The following is a 22,700-nucleotide window of genomic DNA, read 5'->3' on the forward strand; positions in this document are numbered from 1 at the left end:
GCGACGGAGCTTCGCTCCTGCTCCGCCCTGGAATGACGATCGCGATGGGCGTTTCGGCCAATCTCCAAGGCATGCCACCTGTCAACGCAAACAGAGCCGACCGGTCAAAATCCCTGTGTAGTGCCTCTAGCGAGCCATGCCCCACTTTTTTGCCAACGGCCTATAGCCTCACGCAAACTTTGCGTGATCGGCAAGCACTTCGTCGATCACGTTGCGCTGCCTTTCCGCCTCCGCCTGGTTGGCGTCGTGGCCGGCGACGGTGATCAGCGCCTTCCACAGCGTCCAGCCGCGGCCGCGCGCCCAGGTGGCGTCGTCGACGTCGATGCGGGTGCGAAACGCCTCGCGGCTTTCGCCTTCGAAGAAGGTCCAGGTTATAGCAAGATCGCAGGACGGGTCGCCGACGCCGGAGGTGCCGAAATCGATGACGGCGCTCAAGCTGCCGTCCTCGACCAGAAGATTGCCCGAGGCGACATCGCCGTGGAACCAGACCGGCGAGCCATGCCAGGTGGCGGCGAGTGCCGCGTCCCACACGGCGGTTGCGGCTTGCGTGTCGATCCGGCCTTCGAGCGCGGCGATGGCTTGCCTCGCCTCGCCGTCATAGATGCTCAGCGATCCACCGCGATGAAAATTATGCTGGCCGGGCGCAGGCCCATCCGTCGCATCGATGCCCCTCAAAGCGACAAGGAAATCGGCGAGCGCCACGGCAAACGCGCCGAGATCGGCGATGCGCGCACTCCTCGCCGTCTCGCCCTCGATCCAGCGATAGACCGACCAATGCCAGGGATACCCCGCCGCCGGCTCGCCCATGGCCAATGGCGTCGGAATGGGCAGCGGCAGATGTGGGGCGAGTTTCGGCAGCCAGCGATGCTCCTTCTCGACCTGCAGCGAATAGGCGGCCGCGCTCGGCAGCCTGACCGTCATCTCGTCGCCGAGATGGAAGGTGCGGTTGTCCCAGCCGCCGAACTCGACCGGGCTGACCGGCAGATCCCGCCATTCAGGAAACTGAGCATCGACCAGCCGGCGCACGAGATCGATATCGATGGTCGGTTGCGGATCATTCATGCCTTCGTCCCAAAGCCGCTTCGCGCCTTCGGGCGACAGCCATCAATGGGGAAACTCCAGCCCCATCTCGCGGTAGCGCTCGGGGTCGTCGCCCCAGTTCTCGCGCACCTTCACGAACAGGAAGAGGTGCACCTTCTGCTCCAGAATGCCCGCGATCTCCATCCGCGCGGCTTGCCCGATGGCGCGGATCGTCTCGCCCTTGTGGCCGAGCACGATCTTCTTCTGGCTGTCGCGCTCGACATAGATGACTTGCTCGATGCGCACCGAGCCGTCCTTCTTCTCTTCCCATTTCTCGGTTTCGATATGCGAGGAATAGGGAAGTTCCTGATGCAGCCTCAGATAAAGTTTTTCGCGCGTGATCTCGGCCGCGAGCTGGCGCATCGGCAGGTCGGAGATCTGGTCTTCCGGATAGTACCAGGGACCGGCCGGAAGCGTCTCGGCGAGATAGTCGAGCAGGTCCTTGCAGCCGGAGCCGGTCAGCGCCGAGACCATGAAAGTGCGCTTGAACGGCACGCGTTCGTTCGCGGTCGCGGCCAAGGCGAGAAGCGTCTCCGGCTTGACGCGGTCGACCTTGTTGAGAACCAGAAGCATCGGCTGCCGGACGTCCTTCAGCCGGTCGAGGATGGCATCGGCATCGCCCTTGATGCCGCGCTCGGTGTCGATCAGCAGCACGACGATATCGGCATCCTTGGCGCCGCCCCAGGCGGTGGTCACCATCGCCGTGTCCAGCCGCCGCTTTGGCTTGAAGATGCCCGGCGTGTCGACGAAGACGATCTGCGCGTTGTCATGCGTGGCAATGCCGCGCACGATGGCGCGGGTGGTCTGCACCTTGTGGGTGACGATCGACACTTTGGCGCCGACGAGCTGGTTGACCAGCGTCGACTTGCCGGCGTTGGGCGCGCCGATCAGTGCTACGAAACCGGAGCGCGTCGCGGGGGCTTGAATGATTTCCGTTTCTGTCATGCCGCGCTCCATACGCCCTCGCGCAGCAAAAGAGTAGCCGCCGCGGCCTGCTCGGCCTCGCGCTTGGAGCGGCCGCTGCCGACTGCGGGCGCGAAAGAGCCGACTTTTACGCTGACCGTGAACACCGGGTCGTGGTCCGGTCCGTCACGGCCGTCGATATGGTAGGCCGGCACGGCGCCGGCGGCCGCCTGATGCGCCCATTCCTGCAATTCGGTCTTGGCGTCGCGCCGCGCAGCGCCCATCGCCTGCGAGCGCGGCTGCCAGTAGCGGTGGATGAACGCGCGCGCCGCGTCCATCCCGCCGTCGAGATAGAGCACGGCGATCAGAGATTCCAGCGCATCGGCGCGCAGATTGGTGCGCTTGCGGCCCTCGAGATTGCGCACATCGGAACCGGCGCGCACCAGTTCCGGCAGGCCGATCTGTTCGGAGATTTCCGACAGCGCCTCGGCATTGACCAGCGCGTTGAGGCGCAGCGAAAGCTCGCCTTCGGCGGCATCGGGAAAGGAGGCGAGCAGCATGTCGGCCACGACGAGGCCGAGGACGCGGTCACCCAGGAATTCGAAACGCTCGTAGTCGACGCCGGCATGGGTCGAACGGGCGCTGGCATGGGTCAGCGCCCGCTGCAGGCGCTGGCGGTCGGCGAAGACATGGCCGGTGCGCTCGACGAGCGCTTCGGCAAGGGCATCGGCGGTCAAACGCTTGCTGGCCGCCATCGCTCTAGTGGACGAAATGGAACAGGCGCCCGGCGCGCATCAACGACGGCCACTTCCAGATCTCGAGCGGGCTCGCCTTGCCGGCGATCGAGAAGAAGATGAGGTTGGCGCGGCCGACAAGGTTCTCGGCCGGCACATAGCCGACGGCGAAGCGGCTGTCGGAGGAATTGTCGCGATTGTCGCCCATCATGAAATAGTGCCCGGGCGGCACGACGAATTCGCGCGTGTTGTCGCCGATCGAATCGGAATTGATGTCGAGCGTGTCGTAACTGACGCCGTTCGGCAGCGTTTCGCGGTAGACATCGATCGGCCGGTTCTCCTCGGTGACGTCGGGATTGTCGATCTGACCGGTCTTCACGCGCGGCACGCCGACGTCATTGATGAAAAGCTGGCCGTCCTTCACCTGAATCTTGTCGCCGGGCAGGCCGACGACGCGCTTGATGTAATCGACCGACGGATCCGGCGGGAACTTGAACACCACCACGTCGCCGCGCTTGGGCTCGGAACCCCAGATGCGGCCCGAGAAGAGATCGGGACCGAAGGGCAACGAGTAACGCGAATAGCCATAGGCCCATTTGGTGACGAAGAGATAATCGCCTTCGAGCAGCGTCGGCCGCATCGAACCGGAGGGAATGGAGAAAGGCTGGAAGAGCAGCGTGCGGATGACGAGCGCGAGCAGCAGAGCCTGGATGATGACGGAAAAGGTCTCACCAAGCCCGCCGGATTTCTTCTGCGATTTTTCAGCCACGCTCATGTCGTCCTCGATTGTGCGATGTTGGTATAGAGTCTCGGCGGGCGCTGGGCAACGTCATGCCGCTCGTGGTCAGATGGAATCAATGTGGCGCTTGTTCGGCGGGCACCGCCTCGATGATCACAAAGGCTTGAGCAAGCGGGAAATCGTCGGTGATGGTGAGATGGATAAGCGCGCGGTGGCCTTTCGGCAGGATTTTTTCCAGCCTGGCCGCGGCGCCGCCGGTCAGCGCCATGGTCGGCGCGCCGCTCGGCAGGTTGACCACGCCCATGTCGCGCCAGAACACGCCCTCGGCCATGCCGGTGCCCAACGCCTTGGCACAGGCCTCCTTGGCGGCGAAGCGCTTGGCATAGGACGCCGCGCGGGCGGCACGCTTTTCCGACTTGGCCTGCTCGACCTCGGTATAGATGCGCTGGACGAAGCGCTGGCCGTGCCGCTCCAGCGATTTCTCGATACGTCTGATGTCGATCAGGTCGCTGCCGATGCCGATGATCATTCCGCCGGCACTTCCCGTCCGCCCTGCCGCGCCTTCTTCTCGGCACGCTCGGCCATGCGCTTCCGGCGCTGCTCGCGAAACACCGTCATGCCCCAGCGCGTGATGGCGTAGAACACGAGCCCGAAGACCAGGCCGAGCGGCACCGCGCCGATCAGCATCGGCTCCAGGATAGGGTGCCAGAGCTTGGCGAAGGAAAGCTTGTGCATCATTTCGCCCAGATGCTCGGGCGGGCCGTGCTTCGGCAGATGCTCATGCAGCAGCAGCTTGCCGGTCTCCCAGGACGCGCCCCACAAAAGCGGGAAGGTCAGCGGATTGCCGAAGAACACCGCGCCGAGTGCTGCCGCGACCAGATTGCCGGCGATAATCCAGCACAGCACGGCGGCGACGATGAAGTGGAAGCCAAGCGGGAAGAAGGACGCGAAAACGCCCGCGGCGACGCCGGCGGCGACGGAATGCGGCGTCGCCTTCAGCCGCAGGATGCGTTTGGAGAAATACTGCACGGAACGCGAGAACGAGCGGCGCGGCCAAAGATAAGTACGCACCTGTTCCAGGAGGCCATCAGGCTCTCGGCGTCGAAAAAGCACTCTGTTCCAGTTCCCGGTCCAATACGCGCTGCCCCTGCCCACCGGGTCGCGCCAACATATCTTGCGCTTCGATGGCGCAGAAAGGCAACAAGCTTTGATATAGCGACGACCGGGCCGCGCAACAACGAACGCCGCCGCGATGGTCTGCCGCAGGCTGTAACAACAGCGTCATTCTGGCGAAACTGAGGAAAACAACCGGGATGCGGAGCCGATGATCACCATTCGACCGGCGCAGGCCGAGGACGCCGAGGCGCTGCCGCGGATCGAGCAGTCCGCCGGACTGGCGTTCCGCGCCATTGCGGAACTGGCGTGGCTCGCCGACGGCGACAATATCAGCGTCGAGCAGCACCGCGCGCTGATCGCCGCCGGCGCATGCTGGGTTGCCGCAGACGAGCAGAACCGGCCGGTCGGCTTCCTGAGCGCCGGGATCGAGGGCGACGCGCTGCACATATGGGAGCTGGACGTGCGCCTCGACCGGCAGGGCCAAGGCATCGGCCGCGCCCTGCTCGAACAGGCGGTCGCGGACGCCGGGCGGCGCGGGCTGGCGGCGGTGACGCTCACCACGTTTCGCGCCGTCGCCTGGAATGCGCCCTTCTATCGCAAGACCGGATTTCGCGTCCTGGAAGACGCCGAGATCGACGAACGGCTGGCAAGCCTGCTCGACGACGAGGCCAAGCACGGCATGCCTTCGGACCAGCGCTGCGCCATGCGGCTCGATCTCAACCGAGCCGATACTCGCTGACCTCGACCAGATTGCCGTCCGGATCGCGGAAATAGACCGACATCATCTTGCCGCGCGCGCCGGTGCGTTCGACCGGACCGACTTCGATCGCCACGCCATTGGCCTCGAGCCTGGCCTGGACCTCGGCAAGCGGCACTGCCGCCACGAGGCAGAAATCGCCGGAACCCGGCGTCGACGCCTTCGCCTTCGGCTCGAAGGTGCGACCGACTTCGTGCAGGTTGATCTTCTGCGAGCCGAACAGAAGCGCGGTCGGCCGGTTCGCTTCGTCGAGCCGCCGCATGCCGAGCACCCGCCGATAGAAGTCGCAGGTCGCTTCCAGCGAGCGGACCGTCAGCACGAAATGGTCGATCCCGGCGATCATTGTCGCCTCGGCGCGCGTCTCCGACAAAGAGATTCAAGCGACGCGCTCAAGTATCTGTTTTCATACATCGCAATGTCAGATGTTGCGGCTTCCCGGCTTAACGGCTGGAATGGCTGCGAGTTCCGGCGGCAGGCGGTCGGCGGGATAGGCCGGCACTTCATATTCGGCAAGCGCGATCAGCGGCACGCCGACATCGGTCTTGCCGGCCGAGCGATCGATGATGCAGGCGGCGGCCACGACCTCGGCGCCAAGCTCGCGCAGGCAGTCGATGGTCTCGCGGATCGACAGGCCGGTGGTGACGATGTCCTCGACGATGACGACTCGCGCGCCTTCGGCGATCTCGAAGCGGCGCAACCTGAATTCGCCCCCTTCCCGCTCGACCCAGATCGCCGGGACGCCGAGATGGCGCGAGGTCTCATAGGCCGGGATCAGGCCGCCGATGGCCGGGCCGACGACATAATCGATCCCGCCCGGCACCGCCTTGCGGATCTTCTCGGCCAGCGCCTTGCACAGGCGCTCGGTCTTGTCGGCATGCATGAACACGCGGGCCTTCTGCAGGAAGACCGGACTGCGCAGGCCGGACGTCAGGATGAAATGACCTTCGAGGACGGCGCCGGCCTCGCGGAAAATGCCCAGCACTTCGTCGGTGTTCATTGTTCGGTCCCCCTTGGCGAGTGGTGAATGGTGAATGGTAGTGAGAGCACCTTCTATTCACTATTCACTATTCACTATTCACTATTCACTATTCACCCATTCACACGCCGCGCATCGCTGACGCTCGAATTGTCCTTGAGCTGCGACAGCAGCCGGTTGAGATGCTTCAGGTCCCAGACCTCGAGATCGATCAGCATCTCGGTGAAATCGGGTGCGGTGCGTATCATCGACAGCGTGTGGATGTTGGCGTCGTTGGATGCGACGACCTGGGCGATGTCGGCCAACGAACCCGGCGCATTGATGGCGGTGACCGAGATGCGCGCCGGAAAACGTTCCTTGGTGCGCTCGTCGATGTCCCAGCGCACGTCGATCCAACGCTCGGGCTGGTCGTCGAAGGCCTGCAAAGCCGGCGACTGGATCGGATAGATGGTGATGCCGGTGCCGGGCTGGATGATGCCGACGATGCGATCGCCGGGCACGGCACCCTCGGGCGCGAAACGCACCGGCAGGTCGCCGCGCACGCCGCGGATCGGCACCGCGCCGTCGCGCTGCTGGTCCTTGTCCTTCTTCGCGGCGCGGGTGCCCGGCATCTGGAACAGCATGCCGGCGGCGTTGCGGATCTTCGACCAGCCCTCCTCGCGCTGCTTGGGCGCCGCGACGGTGACACGCTCATCCTTGTAGTCAGGGAAGACCGCTTTCATGACGTCGGTGGAGCTTAGCTCGCCGCGGCCGACCGAGGCCAGCACGTCCTCGATGTCCTTGCGCGCCAGCCGGTGCAGCACCGGCTTCAGGCTCTCCTTGGTGAATGTCTTGCCGGCGCGCTCGAAGGCTCGTTCCAGGATGCGGGCGCCGAGCCCGGAATATTGCTTGCGGATCGCGTTCTTGGTGGCGCGGCGGATGGCGGCGCGCGCCTTGCCGGTGACCACGACCGATTCCCAGGCGGCGGGCGGCACCTGCGCCTTGGAGCGGATGATCTCGACCTCGTCGCCGTTCTTGAGCTCGGTCATCAACGGCATGATGCGGCCGTTGACCTTGGCGCCGACGCAGGTGTCGCCGACATCGGTGTGGACGGCATAGGCGAAATCGATCGGGGTGGCACCGCGCGGCAGCGCGATCAGCATGCCCTTGGGCGTGAAGCAGAACACCTGGTCCTGGAACAGCTCCAGCTTGGTGTTCTCGAGGAAATCCTCCGGATTGTCGCCTTCGGCCAGTTGCTCGATAGTGCGCCGCAGCCAGGCATAGGCGTTGGTCTCCCTGGAGATCGCATGGCCCGCGCCGTTCATCTTGCCGCCGGTATCCTTGTAGATCGAATGCGCGGCGACGCCATATTCGGCGATCTTGTTCATCTCCCTGGTGCGGATCTGCAATTCGACGCGCTGGCGCGACGGGCCGACGATGGTGGTGTGGATCGAACGGTAGTCGTTCTGCTTGGGCGTCGAGATGTAATCCTTGAAGCGGCCAGGCACCATTGACCAGGTGGTGTGGATAGCGCCAAGCGCGCGATAGCAGTCGTCGACCGAATCGACCACGACGCGGAAACCGAAGATGTCGGAGAGCTGCTCGAAGGAGAGCGCCTTGGCCTCCATCTTGCGGAACACCGACCACGGCTTCTTCTGCCGGCTCTTCACGCCCGCCTTGATATCGTGTTTTTCGAACAGGCCCGACAGCGCCGTCTCGATCTCCTGCAGGACGCCCCTGTTGCGCTCGAAAATCTCGGCAAGCCTCGCGGTAACAGCGCGGTAAGCCTCCGGATTTATGTAGCGGAAGGCTATTTCCTCCAACTCCTCGCGCATGCCCTGCATGCCCATGCGCCCGGCCAGCGGCGCATAGATCTCCATCGTCTCCTCGGCGATGCGCAGGCGCTTGGCTTCCGGCATATGGTCGAGGGTGCGCATGTTGTGCAGGCGGTCGGCGAGCTTGACGAGCAGAACGCGGACGTCCTCGGAGATCGCGAGCAGGAGCTTGCGCAGGTTCTCCGCCTGCTCGGCCTTTTTCGAGACCAGATCGAGCTTCTTCAGCTTGGTGAGGCCCTCGACCAGCTTGCCCATCTCGGGGCCGAAGAGCTCGTCGATCTCGGCGCGGGTCGCGGTCGTATCCTCGATCGTGTCATGCAGCAGGGCAACGGCGATGGTCGCCTCGTCCATATGCATGTCGGTGAGGATGGCGGCGACTTCGAGGGGATGCGAGAAATAGGGATCGCCCGAGGCGCGCTTCTGGTGGCCATGCTTCTGCATGGCATAGACGTAGGCCTTGTTGAGCAGCGCCTCGTTGACGTCAGGCTTGTAGCGCTGGACGCGCTCGACAAGCTCATACTGACGCATCATGGGCTGGATCTCGCGGTGCTGAAATGATTGATGCGCCGCACCGACGTGCGACGCATCTCATAGATAGCCACGAAACCTACGATACGGAAGTCCTGGATGGTTGATCCAACCCGGACAAAAGCACTTAGTAGTCGTCGCTCTTTTCCGGCGGCACCAGACCTTCGATGCCGGCGAGCAGGTCTTCCTCGCTCATGCGGTCGAAAGTGACGTTCTCCTCGGCGTCGTCGGCGTCGGCGGCAACGGCGGTCGCACCGGTCTGGTCGGCGATCGCCTCGCCCTCGGCTTCCGGCTCGTCGACCTCGACATGCTTCTGCAGCGAGTGGATCAGGTCTTCCTTGAGGTCGTCGGGAGACAGCGTCTCGTCGGCGATCTCGCGCAGCGCGATGACCGGGTTCTTGTCATTGTCGCGCGGAACGGTGATCTGCGCGCCCTGGCTGATCTGGCGGGCGCGATGGCCGGCGAGCAGCACGAGTTCAAAACGGTTGTCGACCTTGTCGATGCAATCTTCAACGGTTACGCGGGCCATGGACTGCCCCTTTCATGCGATGGATTTGATGGAAAGCTGGCGCGCTCCATAACGCGGGCGCGGCCGAAATACAAGCTTTATGGCGCCAGCGTCAGCTTGGCGGGCCGTTGCCCGGCTCATCATCGCGCCACGCCGTGAGGCTACCCACATAGTGGCGATCACAATTGCTTGCAACACAGAGCCATGCCCTTGGATATCCACAAATTGCGCGTTATCTCGGAGGTGACGGTACAAAGGTCCATTTGCCGGACCTATTCGTCAAACGCTTTTAGACGACAAAAATTTTCGAAAGGAATGTTTTTCAATGTTCGATCCCCGTGAAAAGATCGCTCTTTTCATCGACGGCGCCAATCTCTATGCCACGTCCCGCGCGCTGGGCTTCGACATCGATTACCGCAAGCTCCTGTCGAGCTTCCAGAAGCGCGGCTACCTGCTGCGCGCCTATTATTACACCGCGCTGGTCGAGGATCAGGAATATTCGTCGATCCGGCCGCTGATCGACTGGCTCGACTATAACGGCTTCAAGGTGGTGACGAAGCCCGCCAAGGAATTCACCGACTCGACCGGCCGCCGCAAGATCAAGGGCAACATGGATATCGAGCTGACCGTCGATGCGCTGGAGCTCGCCGATGTCGTCGACCACTATGTCATATTCTCCGGCGACGGCGACTTCCGCACGCTGGTCGAAGCGCTGCAGCGGCGCGGCCGCAAGGTGTCGATCATCTCGACCATGGCCTCGCAGCCGCCGATGATCTCCGACGATCTGCGCCGCCAGGCCGATCATTTCATCGACCTGATGACGCTGAAGAGCGAGGTTGGCCGCGATCCGTCCGAGCGACCGGCGCGCCGGCCGGAACCCGCCGAAGTCGACGAGGACGATTATTGACGGGCGGCGGCCTTGACCGCCGTGCCCTCCCCCGAACCCAGCCGTGACTGCCCGCTCTGCCCGCGGCTGCATGATTTCATCGCCGCCTGGCGCGAGCGTGAGCCCGGCTGGTTCAACGCGCCAGTGCCGACCTTCCTGCCGCCGGAGGGTGAAGATTCAGTCCGCCTCTTGATCGTCGGGCTGGCGCCCGGCCTGCGCGGCGCCAACCGCACGGGGCGCCCCTTCACCGGCGATTATGCCGGCGACCTGCTCTACGGCACACTGATCGCGCACGGTTTTGCGCGCGGCGAATTCAAGGCCAGGCCCGATGACGGCTTACAACTCGTCGGCACGGCCATCACCAATGCGGTGCGCTGCGTGCCGCCGGAGAACAAGCCGGTGGGTGTCGAGATCGCCACTTGCAGGACTTTTCTCAAGCCGACGATCGCGCGCTTTCCCAACCTGCGCGCCATCCTGACGCTGGGTGCGATCGCGCATCAGTCGACTGTGCGGGCGCTGGGTGAGCGCGTCGCGGCCTTTCCGTTCCGCCATGGCGGGAGGCAGCAAGCCGGCGGCATCGCGCTGTTTTCCAGCTATCATTGCTCACGCTACAACACCAATACGGGCGTGCTGACGCAGGAGATGTTCATCAGCGTGTTCAAGGAGATTGCGGCGTTCCTGAAGAGCTAGATTCAGGCGGCTTCCTGTCGGTCTGACACCCACTCATACCGGCAGCAGCGCATCCGGCTTCACGTCGCCGATGGAGGTATAAGTGTGCGTCTCCTTCACTCCCGGCAGCGCGAGAATGACCCGCGTCAGAAAATCCTGATAGGCGGCCATTTCCGCGATGCGCGCCTTGACCAGATAGTCGAAGCCGCCGACCACCATGTGGCACTCGAGAACCTCGGGCGCCTTGGTCACCGCATCGGCGAAGCGCTCGAAAATATGCGGCGCCGTGTGATCGAGACGCACCTCGATGAAGACGAGCGTGCCGCGTCCGATCTTTGCCGGATTGAGCACGGCCCTGACCGCGGTGATGTAGCCTTCCCGAAACAGCCGCTTCACCCGTAGGCTGGTGCCGGTCGGCGAGAGGCCGACACGCGCCGCCAGATCAAGTGTGGTGCGACGCCCATCTTCCTGCAGCAATCGCAGGAGATTGCGGTCGACGCCGTCGAGGTCGCTTGCTTCAGCATTCACGCCAAACCTGCCTCTAATCTGCGAGTTTCACTCGAATTTCGGGAAAAGAGCGTATTTTGTCACGGGCTTTTCGGCAATAGCCTGCGCTTCCATCGCTTTCTGCGGAGATGCTCTTCGCTGGCGATGTCACGACGGCGGCGGAACATGGCGGACGCGCGAGACTCAGGAAACTCCAGGCTGGCGATCATCGCGGGCCTGACCATGATCGGCATCTACGCAATCCAATTCGTCGCCGCCCGCTTCAGCCTCAGGGAGCACCTGACGGCGACGGATCTGGCCGCCTTGCGTTTTGGCGGCGCGGGGGCGGTCTTTCTGCCGATCGTCTGGCGCGGCGGCCTCGCAGGCATGAGGGCGCTTGGCTGGCGACGGGCCTTGGCCTTGGCGGCGCTGGCCGGATTGCCTTATCCGCTGATCATCAATTGGGGCCTGACCTATGCCCCTGCCGCCCATGCGGCAGCGCTTTGTCCAGCGTCGATCGTCTTCTTTTCGTTCCTGCTGTCACGCATCGTCTTCAATGACGGCGCTTCGCGGCAACGGACCATCGGTGTCCTCGCGATTGTCGCCGGCCTGTCGCTGTTCATCGCGCCGGCGCGCGACGGCACCGGCGGCGTTCTCTTCGGCGATATGCTTTTCATCGGATCGGGCCTGATGTTTTCGGCCTATGCCGTTCTTGTCAGGCGCTGGCGTGCCGATCCGGTCACGGCGACGGCCGCGGTGGTACTTCTGTCGTGCTTGCCGTTGCCGGTTCTCTATTTCGTCGCACCAAGCCATATCCATGCCGCGGCCGCCACGGAGATCATCAGTCAGATCGTGATCCAGGGGATTCTGGCCGGCGCAGCAGCCATGTTCCTCTATACCTACATCGTCCGGCAACTGGGGCCGCAGACGGCATCGCTGTTCCTGCCCGGCATACCCATCGCCACCGTGGCTGTCGGCATGGCGGTACTCGGCGAAACGCCGATGACGATCCAGTTCGCAGCCATTGCCATCATGGCCGCCGGGATGGGCTTGTCAGCGATCGGAGGGCGGATTGCCTGTAGACGTCTTAATGCACCGGCGCCGGGAGGATCGTGAGCCTTCAGCGATACGGCAAGCGATTCAAGGGCCGGCAATTCAAGGCGTCGGCGCAAACAACTTCGCCAGCGTCTCGCGGCTGCCCTTCAGGACGTTGAGATCGACATCGCCTTCGATGCCGTCGACGCGGCCCATATTGTGATACTGCCAATAGGTCCAGTCGTTCTCGCGCGGCCTCATCGCCAGCGAACGCAACCAGCGCCGGCGGTTAAGGATGCTGCCGGAATAGGCGTCTGCCGCCTCGTCGGTCAGATAGAAAACCGCCTGCTTGCCGAATGCCGTCTCGACCGGGCCGAGGAAAGCGGCAAGCTCGGCGTTCAGTTGCTGCGGCGACGGGCGCTGCGGGCAATTGCCGCCGAACTCGATGTCGACCACCGGCGGCAAAAGCGGCTCGCCGCGCGGCACCTCCGAGATGAAGTTCTTCGCCTGGTCGGCGCCTGGCCGGCAGAAGGTGAAGAAGTGATAGGCTCCGACCGCCAGGCCGGCCGCCCGCGCCTCGCGCAGATTGGTCGCGAACTGGGTATCGACATGGGTGCCGCCTTCGGTCGCCTTGATGATGGCGAAGGCCACATCGTCGGCCGCGACGCGGGGCCAGTCGATCTTTCCCTGATGATGCGAGACATCGATGCCGCGGATCGGAAACTCGCCGCGATCCGGCGAAAAGCCGCGGAACCAGAAGAAGGCGCCTGCCACGACGGCACTGGCGACAACCACGACGGCAAGGCCCCAGAAAACAATCCGCTTGCCCAAGACATCCCCCGTCAGAAGGCAATACGCGCCGGACCGGAGAACCGGCCGACGGCTTTTTTCAGGCGACCGGGTGCGGGCGGCCCGGGAGCTTAGCCGCGCTCCTTCAGCAGCCGGCCCTTCTCGCGCGACCAGTCGCGCTGCTTCTCGGTCTCGCGCTTGTCGTGCAGCTTCTTGCCTCGCGCAACGGCGAGCAGCAGCTTGGCGCGGCCGCGATCGTTGAAATAGATTTTCAGCGGCACCAGCGTCATGCCTTCACGCTCGACGCTTTGCGAGAGTTTCGCCATCTCGCGCTTCGAGACCAGCAATTTGCGGCGGCGGCGCGGCTCGTGATTGAAGCGGTTGGCCTGCAGATATTCCGGCAGATAGGAATTGATCAGCCAGATCTCGCCGCCCTCGGTCGAGGCGTAGCTTTCCTGGATGTTGGCCTGGCCCTGGCGCAGCGACTTGACCTCGGTGCCGGTCAGCACCAAGCCGGTCTCGATCGTGTCGAGCACCTCATAGGAAAAGCGCGCCTTGCGGTTTTCCGCAACGGTCTTGTTGTTGGGATCGGCTTTCTTGACTTGATTCATAATGCGGAGAGGTGGCGCCTCATCCCTAATTTATCAAGCCGGCGTGCTTCAGCGCCGCGTCGAGCTTCTCGGCGGTCGAAGCCTCGACGGTCACCAGCGGCGAACGCACCACGTTCTCGACCTTGCCCAGCTTCGACAGCGCGTATTTGGCGCCGGATACGCCAGGCTCAATGAAGATCGCCTTGTGCAGCGGCAGGAGCCGATCCTGCAGCTCGAGCGCCTTGGCGCTGTCGCCGGAGAGCGTCGCTTCCTGGAATTCGGCGCAGAGCCGCGGCGCGACGTTGGACGTCACCGAGATGCAGCCGACACCGCCATGGGCGTTGAAGCCGAGCGCGGAGGCATCCTCACCGGAAAGCTGGATGAAATCCTTGCCGCAGGTCATGCGCTGCTCGGAGACGCGCTCGACCTTGCCGGTCGCGTCCTTGACGCCGGCAATGTTCTTGAAATCGTGACGCAGCCTGCCCATCGTCTCCGGCGTCATGTCGATCACCGAGCGCGGCGGGATGTTGTAGATGATGATCGGCAGCTTGGTCGCCCTGGCGACGGCCGCGAAGTGCTCATAGAGGCCGCGCTGCGTCGGCTTGTTGTAGTAAGGCGTGACCACAAGGGCGGCATCGGCGCCGGCCTGTTCGGCATACTTCACCAGGCCGACAGCTTCCTCGGTGTTGTTGGAGCCTGCGCCGGCCACGACCGGCACCCTGCCCTTGGCCACCTCGATGGCTACCTTGACGACATGGCGGTGCTCCTCATGCGACAGCGTCGGCGACTCGCCGGTGGTGCCGACGGGAACGAGGCCTTTGGTGCCCTCGGCGATCTGCCATTCGACGAATGAGCGAAAGGCTTTCTCGTCGAAGCGCCCGCTCTTTTCGAACGGTGTCACGAGCGCAGTCAGCGAGCCTCTCAGCATGTCGTCCAAACTCCTTGGAATTTTGTCGGTTTATGCATGTCGTCGTCCCAAAACCGGTTTCCGCTTCTGGGCGACATGCGTTGATGTTTCATCAGATCGGTCAGTTGCGCGCCTTCTACCCGAAAGCGAAGCCGCGCACCATAGTCTCGACATGGTTCAGCGGCAAGCATCGGCGGGACACCAGCAAGCGCAATTCGAACGGCCTCGATAACCTTTTGTTTACGAGCCCTTCACGACCTAAGTCTAGGCTTTGCATCGGGTTCTCAATGCCCGCGCCTGCTGACGATGTGCTAGGATCGTAAAATGCCGACGAGGCGGCCCCATCTTTTCGCGCTTTTGGGCGCGATCGTCGCGCTGACGCCTACCATGGCGATCGGTGGCAGCGTCGATGCGCGCGCGACGGCCTCGATCCCGGCGCCAGATGCACCGCAGGCGCCTAGCCAGACGCCGATTGCCTCCGACATAGCGCAACTGAAGAGCGGGCTCGATGCGCTTGCCACCAACAACATCGTCGGCGCGCGCAATGCGCGCGACACGCTGCCCGCCACCTCGCTCGACCGGCACATCCTCGCCTGGGCGATCGCGCTTTACGGCGGCGACCAGGTGCCGAGCGGCGAGATTGCCGACGCGGCCAAGATGCTGCCTGGATGGCCGGGCACGATCGCGCTGCGCAAGAACAGCGAGCGTGCGCTCTATCGCGAGAATCCGCCGCCGCAGGTGGTCGTGCAGGCCTTCGGCCGCAGCCAGCCGCTGACGCCCGAGGGCGTCATCATCCTTGCCCGCTCGCAGGTGGCGCTTGGCAACCAGGCCGCGGCGCGGTCGGTGCTGGTACCCTTTTGGCGCACGGAAAGACTGGAAGCGAAGGATGAGGCGGCCGTCATAAAGGAGTTCGGCACGCTGATCCCTGCGGCCGACCATCGCTACCGCATGGAGCGCATGTTCTATGCCGACCGGCCGTCGTCGGCGCTGCGCGTCGCCGGCCTCGCCGGCGCACAGCCGCTGGCGGATGCCTGGGCGGCAGCCGACAAGGGCGACAAGAATGCCGCCAAGCTGTTGAAGGCAGTGCCCGCGGCGCAGCGCTCGGCAGGCTATTTCTTCGCCGAGGCGGAATATCTGCGCAAGCAGCAGAAATTCGCCGAAGCCGCTGCTGCCGTGATGAAAGCGCCGACGAACCGCGATTCGCTGGTCGACCCCGATGCCTGGTGGGTCGAGCGCCGCGTGCTCTCGCGCGAGCTGGTCGACCAGGGCGACATGAAGACCGCCTACAAGATCGTCTCCATGCACGCTGCCGAGAGCCCGTCGAACGCCGCCGAGGCCGAGTTCCATGCCGGCTGGTACGCGTTGCGCGGCCTCAACGACCCGGCGACCGCCGCAAGGCATTTCACGCGCATCACCGAGCTCGCCCAGGGACCGGTGTCGCTGTCGCGCGCCTATTACTGGCTCGGCCGCGCGGCGGAAGTCGGCGGCCCGGGCAGCGCCAAGGATTATTTCACGCGCGCGGCCAGCTACGGCACGACCTTCTATGGCCAGCTCGCCGGCGAGCGCGTGGGCTTAAGGACCCTCAATATCGCCTATCCGAAGCCGAGCGCGGCCGACCGCCAGAGTTTCGACGGCCGCGAAGCGGTGAGCGCGATCAAACGGCTGCAGGAGGCGGGCTATGACCGCTACGCCGAGACGCTCTACCGCGACCTTGCCGGGCAGCTGACCAGCCCGGGCGAACTGGCGCTGCTTGCGGTGCTGGCCGAAAAGCAGGGCAACCATTTCATGGCGCTGAAGGTCGGCAAGATCGCCGCTCAGCGTGGCATCGATGTCGGCGCGCTGTCGCATCCGCTGGGCGTCATTCCCGATTCGGCCAACATTTCCGGATCCGGCAAGGCGCTCGCCTATGCCATCGCCCGCCAGGAAAGCGAGTTCAATATCGGCGCCGTTTCCAGCGCCGGCGCGCGCGGCCTGCTGCAGTTGATGCCGGGCACCGCCAAGCAGTTGGCGAAAAAGGCCGGCATGAATTTCTCGCAGGCGCGGCTGACGACGGATGCCGGCTACAACGCGACGCTGGGCTCGGCCTTTCTCGGCGAGCAGCTCGACCGTTTCGGCGGCTCCTATGTGCTGACCTTCGCCGGCTACAATGCCGGCCCGAACCGCGCCGCCCAATGGGTGGCGAAATACGGCGACCCGCGCGGCAAGGACGTGGACGCCGTCGTCGACTGGATCGAGCGGATTCCCTACACGGAAACAAGAAGTTACGTGCAGCGCGTGATGGAGAATTACGAGGTCTACAAGATGCGTATTTCAGGCAAATACGACATCGTGGGGGATCTCGTGAACGGACGAAGTTGAGGGCGCAAGGATATCGAAGCGCATCGCGTCAAAACAAATTCAAGCGGTGCGTTTTAAATCCGTGTTTGGCATCTGGTTCTCTCAAAACTGCGGCGCACTCGCGAACGACGTGTTAGTCCCGGCAGAAGGGTCGCGTCGCTACAATCGAATCTCTGGACCGCTGGTTGAACTGGCCATGGGCAGCGCCCCGGCAATGCTTGACAAGGACGTGCTTCTGTCGTTCCTTTAGTGAATACGAATATTCCGGGTGGGCGGATGTTGTTCGCGAGTGAGCTGGTCGTTCCTGCGCAGCGGCAGTACGACTATACTGTGCATAGCCTGTCCTCGGGGAAATACAGCCCGCCTCTACCAACATCGGAAGACGTCACTTCTCCATTGGGAATGCCAGGGAGCTTGCCAGGTCGACATCTTATTGTCGAACTCCACGATGCCGTAAACCTCGACGACGCTTCTTTTATAGACCAGATCCTGCGGCACGCAGCCGAGGCCGCCAAAGCGAAAGTGCTCGCGCTCCACCATCACGTTTTCACGCCCGATGGCGGCGTTACTGCATTTGCGATGTTGGCTGAGAGCCATATTTCCATCCATACCTGGCCAGTGGAATGTTACGCTGCGGTGGATATATTCATGTGTGGTACTTGCAATCCCCTCGCTTGCCTGCTCGCCTTTGCAACGGCGTTTCGACCAAAACGCATGAGTGTACTGAATCTCAGCCGTGGTTCGCACGCGCTGGACTAAAGCGGCCACAAGGCGGCGCCTACGCGTATCTTCTCGGAAGAACGACACGCGTGAAGACAAAAAAGGCTTGAAGCGCGTTACTCAAATTTGTTTCGACGCGACGCGCTTTAAGTCCCTGGATCGAGGATAGAATGCCAGTCCGCGACGATATAGATCGTACGCCAAGCGACCTTGAGACGCCACAGCGGACGTATCCCCTGCCGCCTTTGCCGCCAGGTTATTTCTACGTAGAGATTGAGAAGCCGCAAGGATCCGTTGGCGCGTTCGTGCGGGAGGATGCCGATCCCTTCGATGAGTACAACTACCGCATCAAGAGCATCGTATATTCCGGACGGACGCAATTCCAGGATGTCATCGTAGCTGACACCTGCAACTTTGGACGCGCATTGTTCTTGGACGGCGCGATTCAAAGCTCGGCCGAAGACGAGGGTCTCTATCACGAGATCCTCGTGCAACCAGCGCTTCTGATGCACGACGATCCACGCGAAGTTCTCATTATCGGCGGGGGAGAAGGCGCAACCCTGAGGGAGGTGTTGGCGCACCGGTCAGTAAGCCGCGCCGTGATGATCGATATCGATCGGGAGCTTGTCGATATCTGCCGCGACCAGTTGCCGACTTGGCACCGGGGTGCTTTCGACGATCCGCGAGCTACGCTGCTCTACATGGATGGTCGAGCTTATCTGGATGGCGCCGATGAGATGTTCGACGTCATCATCGTCGACGTCGTCGACATGCTGGAAAACGGACCGGCGCAGCGACTTTATACGCGGCAATTCTATGAACTTGCGCATAGTCATCTGCGCCCGAATGGTATCTTCATAGTGCAAGCACTCGAATTTTCCTTTGCGGATTATAAAGCTCATTGCGCCCTGCGGCGCACGCTCCGGACGGTCTTCGCGGAAGTACACAGTTACAAGACATGCGTTCCGTCCTTTCTGGGCAGTTGGGGATTTTTGATCGCCTCGAACAGCGTGTCACCGGACAGCTTCAGCGCGGACGTGCTCGATCGGGCAATTTTGGCGCGCCTTGGCCCGGAATGGCTCGACCATCTGACGGGACCCTTCATCCAGGCCAGTTTCACCCACTGCAAGGAAACGCAGTTTCTGCTCGATCTCCCCGGGCCGATCCTCGAGGATGACGTGGCTTTTGTCGAACCTCCCGATATCGCGGAGGAAGAGCCATCCGGTTCGCTTTTGCCGGCCTTGCGCGATTGACCGCAATGACTCCACAGGAGGTTCGCAGTCCTACGATTTGGCGGCTCCGCCAAGCTACGCCGGACGACAGCAACATCTGGCTTGCTCTTGAGCATCCCACCTCGCTTAAACTCGTTCGGGAATTGCTGACTGATTTGCCGGCGCACGCGGACGGATCGCTGACATTTGTCCACCTGCTTCCAGGAATTGAGACGCCTTTCGACGTTCAAAAGGAGTTCGAAGCCTGGGTAGCGGAATGCGATAGCGCCGAACCATATCTGGATGTGGTGAGTCGGAATGTCCGGCTTGTCTGGCGCGACCGGCGCTGCCTGGCTTTCGCACCCGCGCAAAGCGTTGACGACTGCCTGGCGGCGGCGGCGGCCTTCTCGCACACTTATAGCACCCTATCGTCGGAAGAGGCGCGACTGGAGGAGGCATGGCCGGCGATGATGGCAGATGTCGCTCTCACACATGACGTCCCCCGCGCTGCATTGCGTGAACAATCTCGCGTCAACAACATGACCCGGCGCTTTCAATCCGCGCGTATTTTGGTGACGCGCATCGACATGGCACTGCAACGAAGGGAGCCGACGCTCCTTCCTGCGGCGAAGCGGCTTTTTAGCGAGCTTGCGCTGCAGTCCGACTTGGCGTCGCGCGTCCGCTTGCTGGACGATGGGATCGAGGTCGGCGAAGACCTGTACGAACGGGCCAACGATCGGCTGATCGAATATCGCAACTTCCTGACCGAGCTATGGGTGGAGATAGCCATTCTTTGTGCAATTTTGGCCGAGTTCGCGGTGCTGTTGGTGGATCTTTTTGAAAGATGAATCGGGCGAGGATCGACTTTTCGACCTGACGGCGGACCAGCTGACGACAGATGGAAGGAAGCCTTTCTTAGCGGCGCCCAGCTGACCTTGGACCACCAAAAGCCATAGCGCGTTCGAAGGCCGGTCCACATGTATGCCTTCTTGTTTGACTGTCCCTGCCCTGGCCTGTAGCTCTTGCCGATCCGGCAAGGGATGGCATCCAAAATGGCCAGCGACGGTTTCTCCGACTTTTTCTACACCGCGCCCGATGGTTTAAGACTCCATGCCCGTATCTACGGCGAGGCGAACGTCGGCAGTTGGCCGGTCGTCTGCCTGCCCGGACTCACCCGCAACGCCCGCGACTTCCACGAACTGGCGCTTTACCTCTCAATCAAGGCGGCAAGGCCGCGCAAGGTCATCGCGTTCGACTATCGCGGGCGCGGGCAATCCGACCGTGATCCTGATATCGGCCACTATAATGTCGGGGTCGAAGCCGGCGACGTGCTTGCCGGATTGTCGGCGCTCGGCATCGAGCAGGCCGCCTTCATCGGCACGTCGCGCGGCGGGCTGATCATCCATGTGCTCGGCGCATTGAAGCCGGGCATACTGAAAGCCATCGTGCTCAACGACATCGGCCCGGTAATCGAGGCAGCGGGCCTCGCCCATATCCGCTCCTATCTCGACCGCGCGCCGAGACCGAAGACATTCGCTGAGGCGGTGGAGACCCAACGCAGCGTGCATGGCGCCGACTTTCCAGCGCTGGCGGATGCCGACTGGGCACGCATGGTGGCTGCAATCTGCCGCGAGACGGAGCCCGGCTGGGTGCCGGATTTCGATCCTGCGCTGGTCGACACGCTGGCCGGCGCCGATTTCACCAAGCCGCTGCCGGACCTGTGGCCGCAATTCGACGCGCTCGCCGCGATTCCATTGCTTGTCATTCGCGGCGCAAACTCGAAACTGCTTTCCACGACGACGCTTGAAGAGATGCAGGAACGGCATCCCGGTATGGAAGCGATCATTGTCGAGGGCCAGGGCCATGCGCCCTTCCTCGACACCGGCGATTTGCCGGAAAAGATAGCGACGTTCATCGAGCAAGTCGAAAATCAAGTCAGACAAAAGTAAAGCCCGAGATTATCAATCCCGGGCTCGCCTTTAAAAAATAGATTTCCGCCCGCCAGCAAGGCCGATCCGACCGGCTTAGAGCGCGTCACGCTGAAGCACGCGACATGCTCTTAATCTTTGTTTCGATGCATGTCGTTCGCCCGAAACCGCGCAGCGGCTTGGGCGACATGCATTATTTGCCTTTCGAGCGCTTGCTGGCCGCCTTGGCAGGTTCCGGCCGTTTCGCTTTCCGAGGAACCGAGGTTGGCGTGGTGAGAGGCGACGCGAACGCGCAGTTTTCCGCCGAGCGAGACGACGCTTCGTCGCCGCGCGGTTTCTCGAGAACGACGACGCAGCCATCGAGATCGTTGGTGGCCAGGTGCGCGTAACGCATGGTCATCGACAATGTCTGGTGACCCAGCCACATCTGGACGCGCCTGATGTCGATACCGCCCTGGACCAGACGTGAAGCGCAAGTGTGGCGCAGGATGTGCGGCACCACCTGTTCGTCGGCGCCGAGACCGACTTCCGTCTTCGCCTCGTTCCAGATCGCTCGGTACTGCGCCTGTGTCAGCTTTGTGAACGGGCCTTTCGGCCGGCGTCCTTCCGTGTTCGGCGGCAGCTTGATGACTTCCTTGACGCGTTCGGTCATCGGAATGGTACGGCTGCGGCCGGACTTGGTGATCCAGAAGGAGACCCGGTGTTCCTGGATGTCGTTCCAGATCAGGCCGAGCGCCTCGCCGAGGCGGCAGCCGGAATCGACCAGGAAGACGGAAAGCCTGTAGGCATCCTCGCTGCGGCTGCGGATCGCCGCGAACAGCCTTGCCTCTTCGTCCCTTTCCAGGAAACGAATCCGTCCCGCCCGCTCCTTCTGGCGGCGGAACTCAGGCAGGCTGTGGATATCTCCCATCTTATGCGCCTTACGCAGCAATTTGCTGAGTGCAGCCATCTTCCGATTGATGGTTGCGTTGCTGTTGCCGCGCTGGCGCAATGTACCGATAAGATTGTCCAGGGTATTCTGGTCAAAGGTGCTGAAACGCTCTCCAAGAAGGATCTCGTCTATTTCACCAATGAAAGAGCTGACATTGTATTTATGCCGCCCGTCGTCCCAGAGTATATCTCGATAAGCTGCAAAAAGCTCCCCGACCCTATACGACTTTACTTCTCTGATCTTGTTGAACGTGTATCGAAAGTTCGAGTTCTGAGAAGAAAAAACCGCAAAGTGAGCAGAGGACCCCCCCTCTTGAATCGCTTCGTTCGTCATTTTTTGACCACACCCCCGAGTGGATAGGCACAGCTACCCGCTTGGAAGCGTCCTTTCAAGAGTTTTTGTCCGACAAAATGATTTCATCCACCAGACGGCGGATCCCGACGAAACCATTTCACAGACTTCAGCTACCTGTACCCCCTTCTCGTCTTTCGCTTGCCCTCACCCAGTCGCGAAAACAAAAACCAGCCCGGGCATGGAAACGCCCGGGCTGGATTTCACCTGTAGAGTCCAGCCCTTAGAAGTCGCGCTGGAAGCGGAGGACGGCGCCGATGCCGTCGTCGCTGACGTGGAAGTCGCTGTCAGACGCGTTGAAGTAGTCAACTTCACCGATGACCGTGAAGCCCGGCACGACGGTGTAGGCAACATTGGCAGCCACCGCGAAGGTCTTGCCTTCGTCATAGGAAAGCTGAGCGTTGAACGAGGTCTTGTCGTTGAACTTGTAGGTGCCGCCACCAAAGACGGCCCAGTTGCCATCCCAGTTCTTGAAAGAGTTCGTGTCGACGTGCTTGTCCGAGCCATAGTTCACCATGGCCCACAGCGACAGCTCGCTCGTAGCATTCACGTCCAAGCGAGCCTTCCCGGCCCACTCTTCCCAGACGCTGTCATACGCAGCAGTAGCGCTGACCGAGCCCCAGCCCTGGGTGTACTTCACGCCGCCGACGACATGCGGAACATAGCTGTCGACCGTATTGCCACCGGCACCATCTTCGAGCGAGA

Annotated in this window: 26 protein-coding genes; 8 read left to right on the forward strand and 18 right to left on the reverse strand. The window is 62.6% G+C overall.

Translation table 11 applies throughout. From position 1 onward, the window contains the following. Positions 1-168: 168 nt before the first annotated feature. The 6 genes from FJ980_RS21555 to FJ980_RS21580 form a co-directional block, all read right to left on the reverse strand. Positions 169-1,062, reverse strand: coding sequence for an aminoglycoside phosphotransferase family protein (locus tag FJ980_RS21555; RefSeq protein WP_140545795.1), 894 nt, complete (start codon positions 1,060-1,062; stop codon positions 169-171). 42 nt (positions 1,063-1,104) lie between these two features. After that, positions 1,105-2,037 carry a GTPase Era gene (era, locus tag FJ980_RS21560; protein ID WP_140545796.1) on the reverse strand — a complete coding sequence of 311 codons (933 nt, stop codon included), beginning with the start codon at positions 2,035-2,037 and terminating at the stop codon, positions 1,105-1,107. Continuing rightward, the gene (gene rnc, locus FJ980_RS21565) at positions 2,022-2,738 is read right to left on the reverse strand and encodes a ribonuclease III (RefSeq protein WP_095766935.1); all 717 of its coding nucleotides are present in this window, start codon (positions 2,736-2,738) and stop codon (positions 2,022-2,024) included. The genes era and rnc overlap by 16 nt, the downstream gene beginning before the upstream one ends. 4 nt (positions 2,739-2,742) lie before the next feature. Next, entirely contained in the window at positions 2,743-3,492 is a 750-nt protein-coding gene (gene lepB, locus FJ980_RS21570) for a signal peptidase I (RefSeq protein WP_095766934.1), read from the reverse strand. 79 nt (positions 3,493-3,571) lie between these two features. Next, positions 3,572-3,985 carry a holo-ACP synthase gene (gene acpS, locus FJ980_RS21575; protein WP_041009542.1) on the reverse strand — a complete coding sequence of 138 codons (414 nt, stop codon included), beginning with the start codon at positions 3,983-3,985 and terminating at the stop codon, positions 3,572-3,574. Beyond that, complete coding sequence (locus tag FJ980_RS21580) at positions 3,982-4,569, reverse strand: DUF2062 domain-containing protein (RefSeq protein ID WP_140545797.1); 588 nt, start codon at positions 4,567-4,569, stop codon at positions 3,982-3,984. Before FJ980_RS21580 ends, acpS begins: the two co-directional genes overlap by 4 nt. Positions 4,570-4,780: 211 nt before the next feature. On the opposite strand from FJ980_RS21580, the gene FJ980_RS21585 reads away from it, so the two are divergent. Continuing rightward, on the forward strand, positions 4,781-5,311 hold the full coding sequence (locus FJ980_RS21585; RefSeq protein ID WP_140545798.1) for a GNAT family N-acetyltransferase: 531 nt from the start codon (positions 4,781-4,783) through the stop codon (positions 5,309-5,311). Here the strand turns inward: FJ980_RS21585 and FJ980_RS21590 are convergent. The 4 genes from FJ980_RS21590 to rpoZ all read right to left on the reverse strand — a co-directional run bounded on the left by FJ980_RS21590 (position 5,289) and on the right by rpoZ (position 9,176). Beyond that, on the reverse strand, positions 5,289-5,672 hold the full coding sequence (locus tag FJ980_RS21590; protein ID WP_140545799.1) for a VOC family protein: 384 nt from the start codon (positions 5,670-5,672) through the stop codon (positions 5,289-5,291). The two genes, FJ980_RS21585 and FJ980_RS21590, sit on opposite strands and share 23 nt — an antisense overlap. Positions 5,673-5,747: 75 nt before the next feature. Beyond that, on the reverse strand, positions 5,748-6,326 hold the full coding sequence (pyrE, locus tag FJ980_RS21595) for an orotate phosphoribosyltransferase (RefSeq protein WP_140545800.1): 579 nt from the start codon (positions 6,324-6,326) through the stop codon (positions 5,748-5,750). Positions 6,327-6,418: 92 nt separating this feature from the next. Beyond that, positions 6,419-8,650 carry a bifunctional (p)ppGpp synthetase/guanosine-3',5'-bis(diphosphate) 3'-pyrophosphohydrolase gene (locus tag FJ980_RS21600; protein ID WP_140545801.1) on the reverse strand — a complete coding sequence of 744 codons (2,232 nt, stop codon included), beginning with the start codon at positions 8,648-8,650 and terminating at the stop codon, positions 6,419-6,421. A gap of 124 nt (positions 8,651-8,774) precedes the next feature. After that, entirely contained in the window at positions 8,775-9,176 is a 402-nt protein-coding gene (gene rpoZ, locus FJ980_RS21605; protein WP_095766929.1) for a DNA-directed RNA polymerase subunit omega, read from the reverse strand. A 304-nt stretch (positions 9,177-9,480) separates the two neighbouring features. Between rpoZ and FJ980_RS21610 the strand changes: the two genes are divergently transcribed. Continuing rightward, positions 9,481-10,062 carry an NYN domain-containing protein gene (locus tag FJ980_RS21610; protein WP_042637844.1) on the forward strand — a complete coding sequence of 194 codons (582 nt, stop codon included), beginning with the start codon at positions 9,481-9,483 and terminating at the stop codon, positions 10,060-10,062. A gap of 12 nt (positions 10,063-10,074) precedes the next feature. Beyond that, complete coding sequence (locus tag FJ980_RS21615; RefSeq protein ID WP_140545802.1) at positions 10,075-10,731, forward strand: uracil-DNA glycosylase; 657 nt, start codon at positions 10,075-10,077, stop codon at positions 10,729-10,731. Between the two features lie 33 nt (positions 10,732-10,764). Here FJ980_RS21615 and FJ980_RS21620 read toward each other — a convergent pair whose 3' ends face one another. After that, on the reverse strand, positions 10,765-11,238 hold the full coding sequence (locus FJ980_RS21620) for an Lrp/AsnC ligand binding domain-containing protein (RefSeq protein ID WP_140545803.1): 474 nt from the start codon (positions 11,236-11,238) through the stop codon (positions 10,765-10,767). 59 nt (positions 11,239-11,297) lie between these two features. Further along, the gene (locus FJ980_RS34760) at positions 11,298-11,450 is read right to left on the reverse strand and encodes a hypothetical protein (protein WP_181181283.1); all 153 of its coding nucleotides are present in this window, start codon (positions 11,448-11,450) and stop codon (positions 11,298-11,300) included. Between FJ980_RS34760 and FJ980_RS21625 the strand changes: the two genes are divergently transcribed. Beyond that, positions 11,440-12,312: a DMT family transporter gene (locus tag FJ980_RS21625; protein ID WP_246676499.1), complete on the forward strand. Its 873-nt coding sequence runs from the start codon at positions 11,440-11,442 to the stop codon at positions 12,310-12,312. The two genes, FJ980_RS34760 and FJ980_RS21625, sit on opposite strands and share 11 nt — an antisense overlap. 39 nt (positions 12,313-12,351) lie before the next feature. Here FJ980_RS21625 and FJ980_RS21630 read toward each other — a convergent pair whose 3' ends face one another. The 3 genes from FJ980_RS21630 to dapA form a co-directional block, all read right to left on the reverse strand. Then, positions 12,352-13,062, reverse strand: coding sequence for a GH25 family lysozyme (locus FJ980_RS21630; protein WP_140545805.1), 711 nt, complete (start codon positions 13,060-13,062; stop codon positions 12,352-12,354). 89 nt (positions 13,063-13,151) lie between these two features. Then, positions 13,152-13,631 (reverse strand): SsrA-binding protein SmpB, encoded by a 480-nt coding sequence (smpB, locus tag FJ980_RS21635; protein ID WP_140545806.1) that lies wholly within the window; start codon positions 13,629-13,631, stop codon positions 13,152-13,154. 25 nt (positions 13,632-13,656) lie between these two features. After that, complete coding sequence (gene dapA, locus FJ980_RS21640; protein ID WP_140545807.1) at positions 13,657-14,538, reverse strand: 4-hydroxy-tetrahydrodipicolinate synthase; 882 nt, start codon at positions 14,536-14,538, stop codon at positions 13,657-13,659. A 303-nt stretch (positions 14,539-14,841) separates the two neighbouring features. Between dapA and FJ980_RS21645 the strand changes: the two genes are divergently transcribed. Further along, entirely contained in the window at positions 14,842-16,875 is a 2,034-nt protein-coding gene (locus FJ980_RS21645) for a lytic transglycosylase domain-containing protein (RefSeq protein WP_140545808.1), read from the forward strand. 345 nt (positions 16,876-17,220) lie between these two features. On the opposite strand, the gene FJ980_RS35460 is transcribed toward FJ980_RS21645, so the two are convergent. Further along, positions 17,221-17,451, reverse strand: coding sequence for a hypothetical protein (locus FJ980_RS35460; protein WP_246676498.1), 231 nt, complete (start codon positions 17,449-17,451; stop codon positions 17,221-17,223). Between the two features lie 293 nt (positions 17,452-17,744). Between FJ980_RS35460 and FJ980_RS21655 the strand changes: the two genes are divergently transcribed. From FJ980_RS21655 to FJ980_RS21665, 3 genes are all read left to right on the forward strand, one after another. Further along, positions 17,745-18,827: a fused MFS/spermidine synthase gene (locus FJ980_RS21655; protein ID WP_140545810.1), complete on the forward strand. Its 1,083-nt coding sequence runs from the start codon at positions 17,745-17,747 to the stop codon at positions 18,825-18,827. After that, on the forward strand, positions 18,824-19,633 hold the full coding sequence (locus FJ980_RS21660; protein ID WP_140545811.1) for a hypothetical protein: 810 nt from the start codon (positions 18,824-18,826) through the stop codon (positions 19,631-19,633). The genes FJ980_RS21655 and FJ980_RS21660 overlap by 4 nt, the downstream gene beginning before the upstream one ends. Positions 19,634-19,837: 204 nt before the next feature. After that, the gene (locus tag FJ980_RS21665) at positions 19,838-20,734 is read left to right on the forward strand and encodes an alpha/beta hydrolase (protein WP_140545812.1); all 897 of its coding nucleotides are present in this window, start codon (positions 19,838-19,840) and stop codon (positions 20,732-20,734) included. Positions 20,735-20,906: 172 nt separating this feature from the next. Here the strand turns inward: FJ980_RS21665 and FJ980_RS21670 are convergent, their stop codons facing one another. Continuing rightward, complete coding sequence (locus tag FJ980_RS21670; protein ID WP_140545813.1) at positions 20,907-21,977, reverse strand: site-specific integrase; 1,071 nt, start codon at positions 21,975-21,977, stop codon at positions 20,907-20,909. 241 nt (positions 21,978-22,218) lie between these two features. After that, positions 22,219-22,700 (reverse strand): porin (locus tag FJ980_RS21675; RefSeq protein WP_181181282.1); only part of this gene is annotated, 482 nt, incomplete at its 5' end.

Source organism: Mesorhizobium sp. B1-1-5 (assembly GCF_006443065.1).
GTDB lineage: Bacteria > Pseudomonadota > Alphaproteobacteria > Rhizobiales > Rhizobiaceae > Mesorhizobium.

Coding starts and splice junctions, on each gene's coding strand:
- FJ980_RS21555 (WP_140545795.1), bottom strand. CDS start 1,062: ATGAATGATCCGCAACCGACCATCGATATCGATCTCGTGCGCCGGCTG.
- era (WP_140545796.1), bottom strand. CDS start 2,037: ATGGAGCGCGGCATGACAGAAACGGAAATCATTCAAGCCCCCGCGACG.
- rnc (WP_095766935.1), bottom strand. CDS start 2,738: ATGGCGGCCAGCAAGCGTTTGACCGCCGATGCCCTTGCCGAAGCGCTC.
- lepB (WP_095766934.1), bottom strand. CDS start 3,492: ATGAGCGTGGCTGAAAAATCGCAGAAGAAATCCGGCGGGCTTGGTGAG.
- acpS (WP_041009542.1), bottom strand. CDS start 3,985: ATGATCATCGGCATCGGCAGCGACCTGATCGACATCAGACGTATCGAG.
- FJ980_RS21585 (WP_140545798.1), top strand. CDS start 4,781: ATGATCACCATTCGACCGGCGCAGGCCGAGGACGCCGAGGCGCTGCCG.
- FJ980_RS21590 (WP_140545799.1), bottom strand. CDS start 5,672: ATGATCGCCGGGATCGACCATTTCGTGCTGACGGTCCGCTCGCTGGAA.
- pyrE (WP_140545800.1), bottom strand. CDS start 6,326: ATGAACACCGACGAAGTGCTGGGCATTTTCCGCGAGGCCGGCGCCGTC.
- FJ980_RS21600 (WP_140545801.1), bottom strand. CDS start 8,650: ATGATGCGTCAGTATGAGCTTGTCGAGCGCGTCCAGCGCTACAAGCCT.
- rpoZ (WP_095766929.1), bottom strand. CDS start 9,176: ATGGCCCGCGTAACCGTTGAAGATTGCATCGACAAGGTCGACAACCGT.
- FJ980_RS21610 (WP_042637844.1), top strand. CDS start 9,481: ATGTTCGATCCCCGTGAAAAGATCGCTCTTTTCATCGACGGCGCCAAT.
- FJ980_RS21625 (WP_246676499.1), top strand. CDS start 11,440: ATGATCGGCATCTACGCAATCCAATTCGTCGCCGCCCGCTTCAGCCTC.
- FJ980_RS34760 (WP_181181283.1), bottom strand. CDS start 11,450: ATGCCGATCATGGTCAGGCCCGCGATGATCGCCAGCCTGGAGTTTCCT.
- smpB (WP_140545806.1), bottom strand. CDS start 13,631: ATGAATCAAGTCAAGAAAGCCGATCCCAACAACAAGACCGTTGCGGAA.
- dapA (WP_140545807.1), bottom strand. CDS start 14,538: ATGCTGAGAGGCTCGCTGACTGCGCTCGTGACACCGTTCGAAAAGAGC.
- FJ980_RS21645 (WP_140545808.1), top strand. CDS start 14,842: ATGCCGACGAGGCGGCCCCATCTTTTCGCGCTTTTGGGCGCGATCGTC.
- FJ980_RS35460 (WP_246676498.1), bottom strand. CDS start 17,451: ATGGCTCTCAGCCAACATCGCAAATGCAGTAACGCCGCCATCGGGCGT.
- FJ980_RS21655 (WP_140545810.1), top strand. CDS start 17,745: ATGCCAGTCCGCGACGATATAGATCGTACGCCAAGCGACCTTGAGACG.
- FJ980_RS21665 (WP_140545812.1), top strand. CDS start 19,838: ATGGCCAGCGACGGTTTCTCCGACTTTTTCTACACCGCGCCCGATGGT.
- FJ980_RS21670 (WP_140545813.1), bottom strand. CDS start 21,977: ATGACGAACGAAGCGATTCAAGAGGGGGGGTCCTCTGCTCACTTTGCG.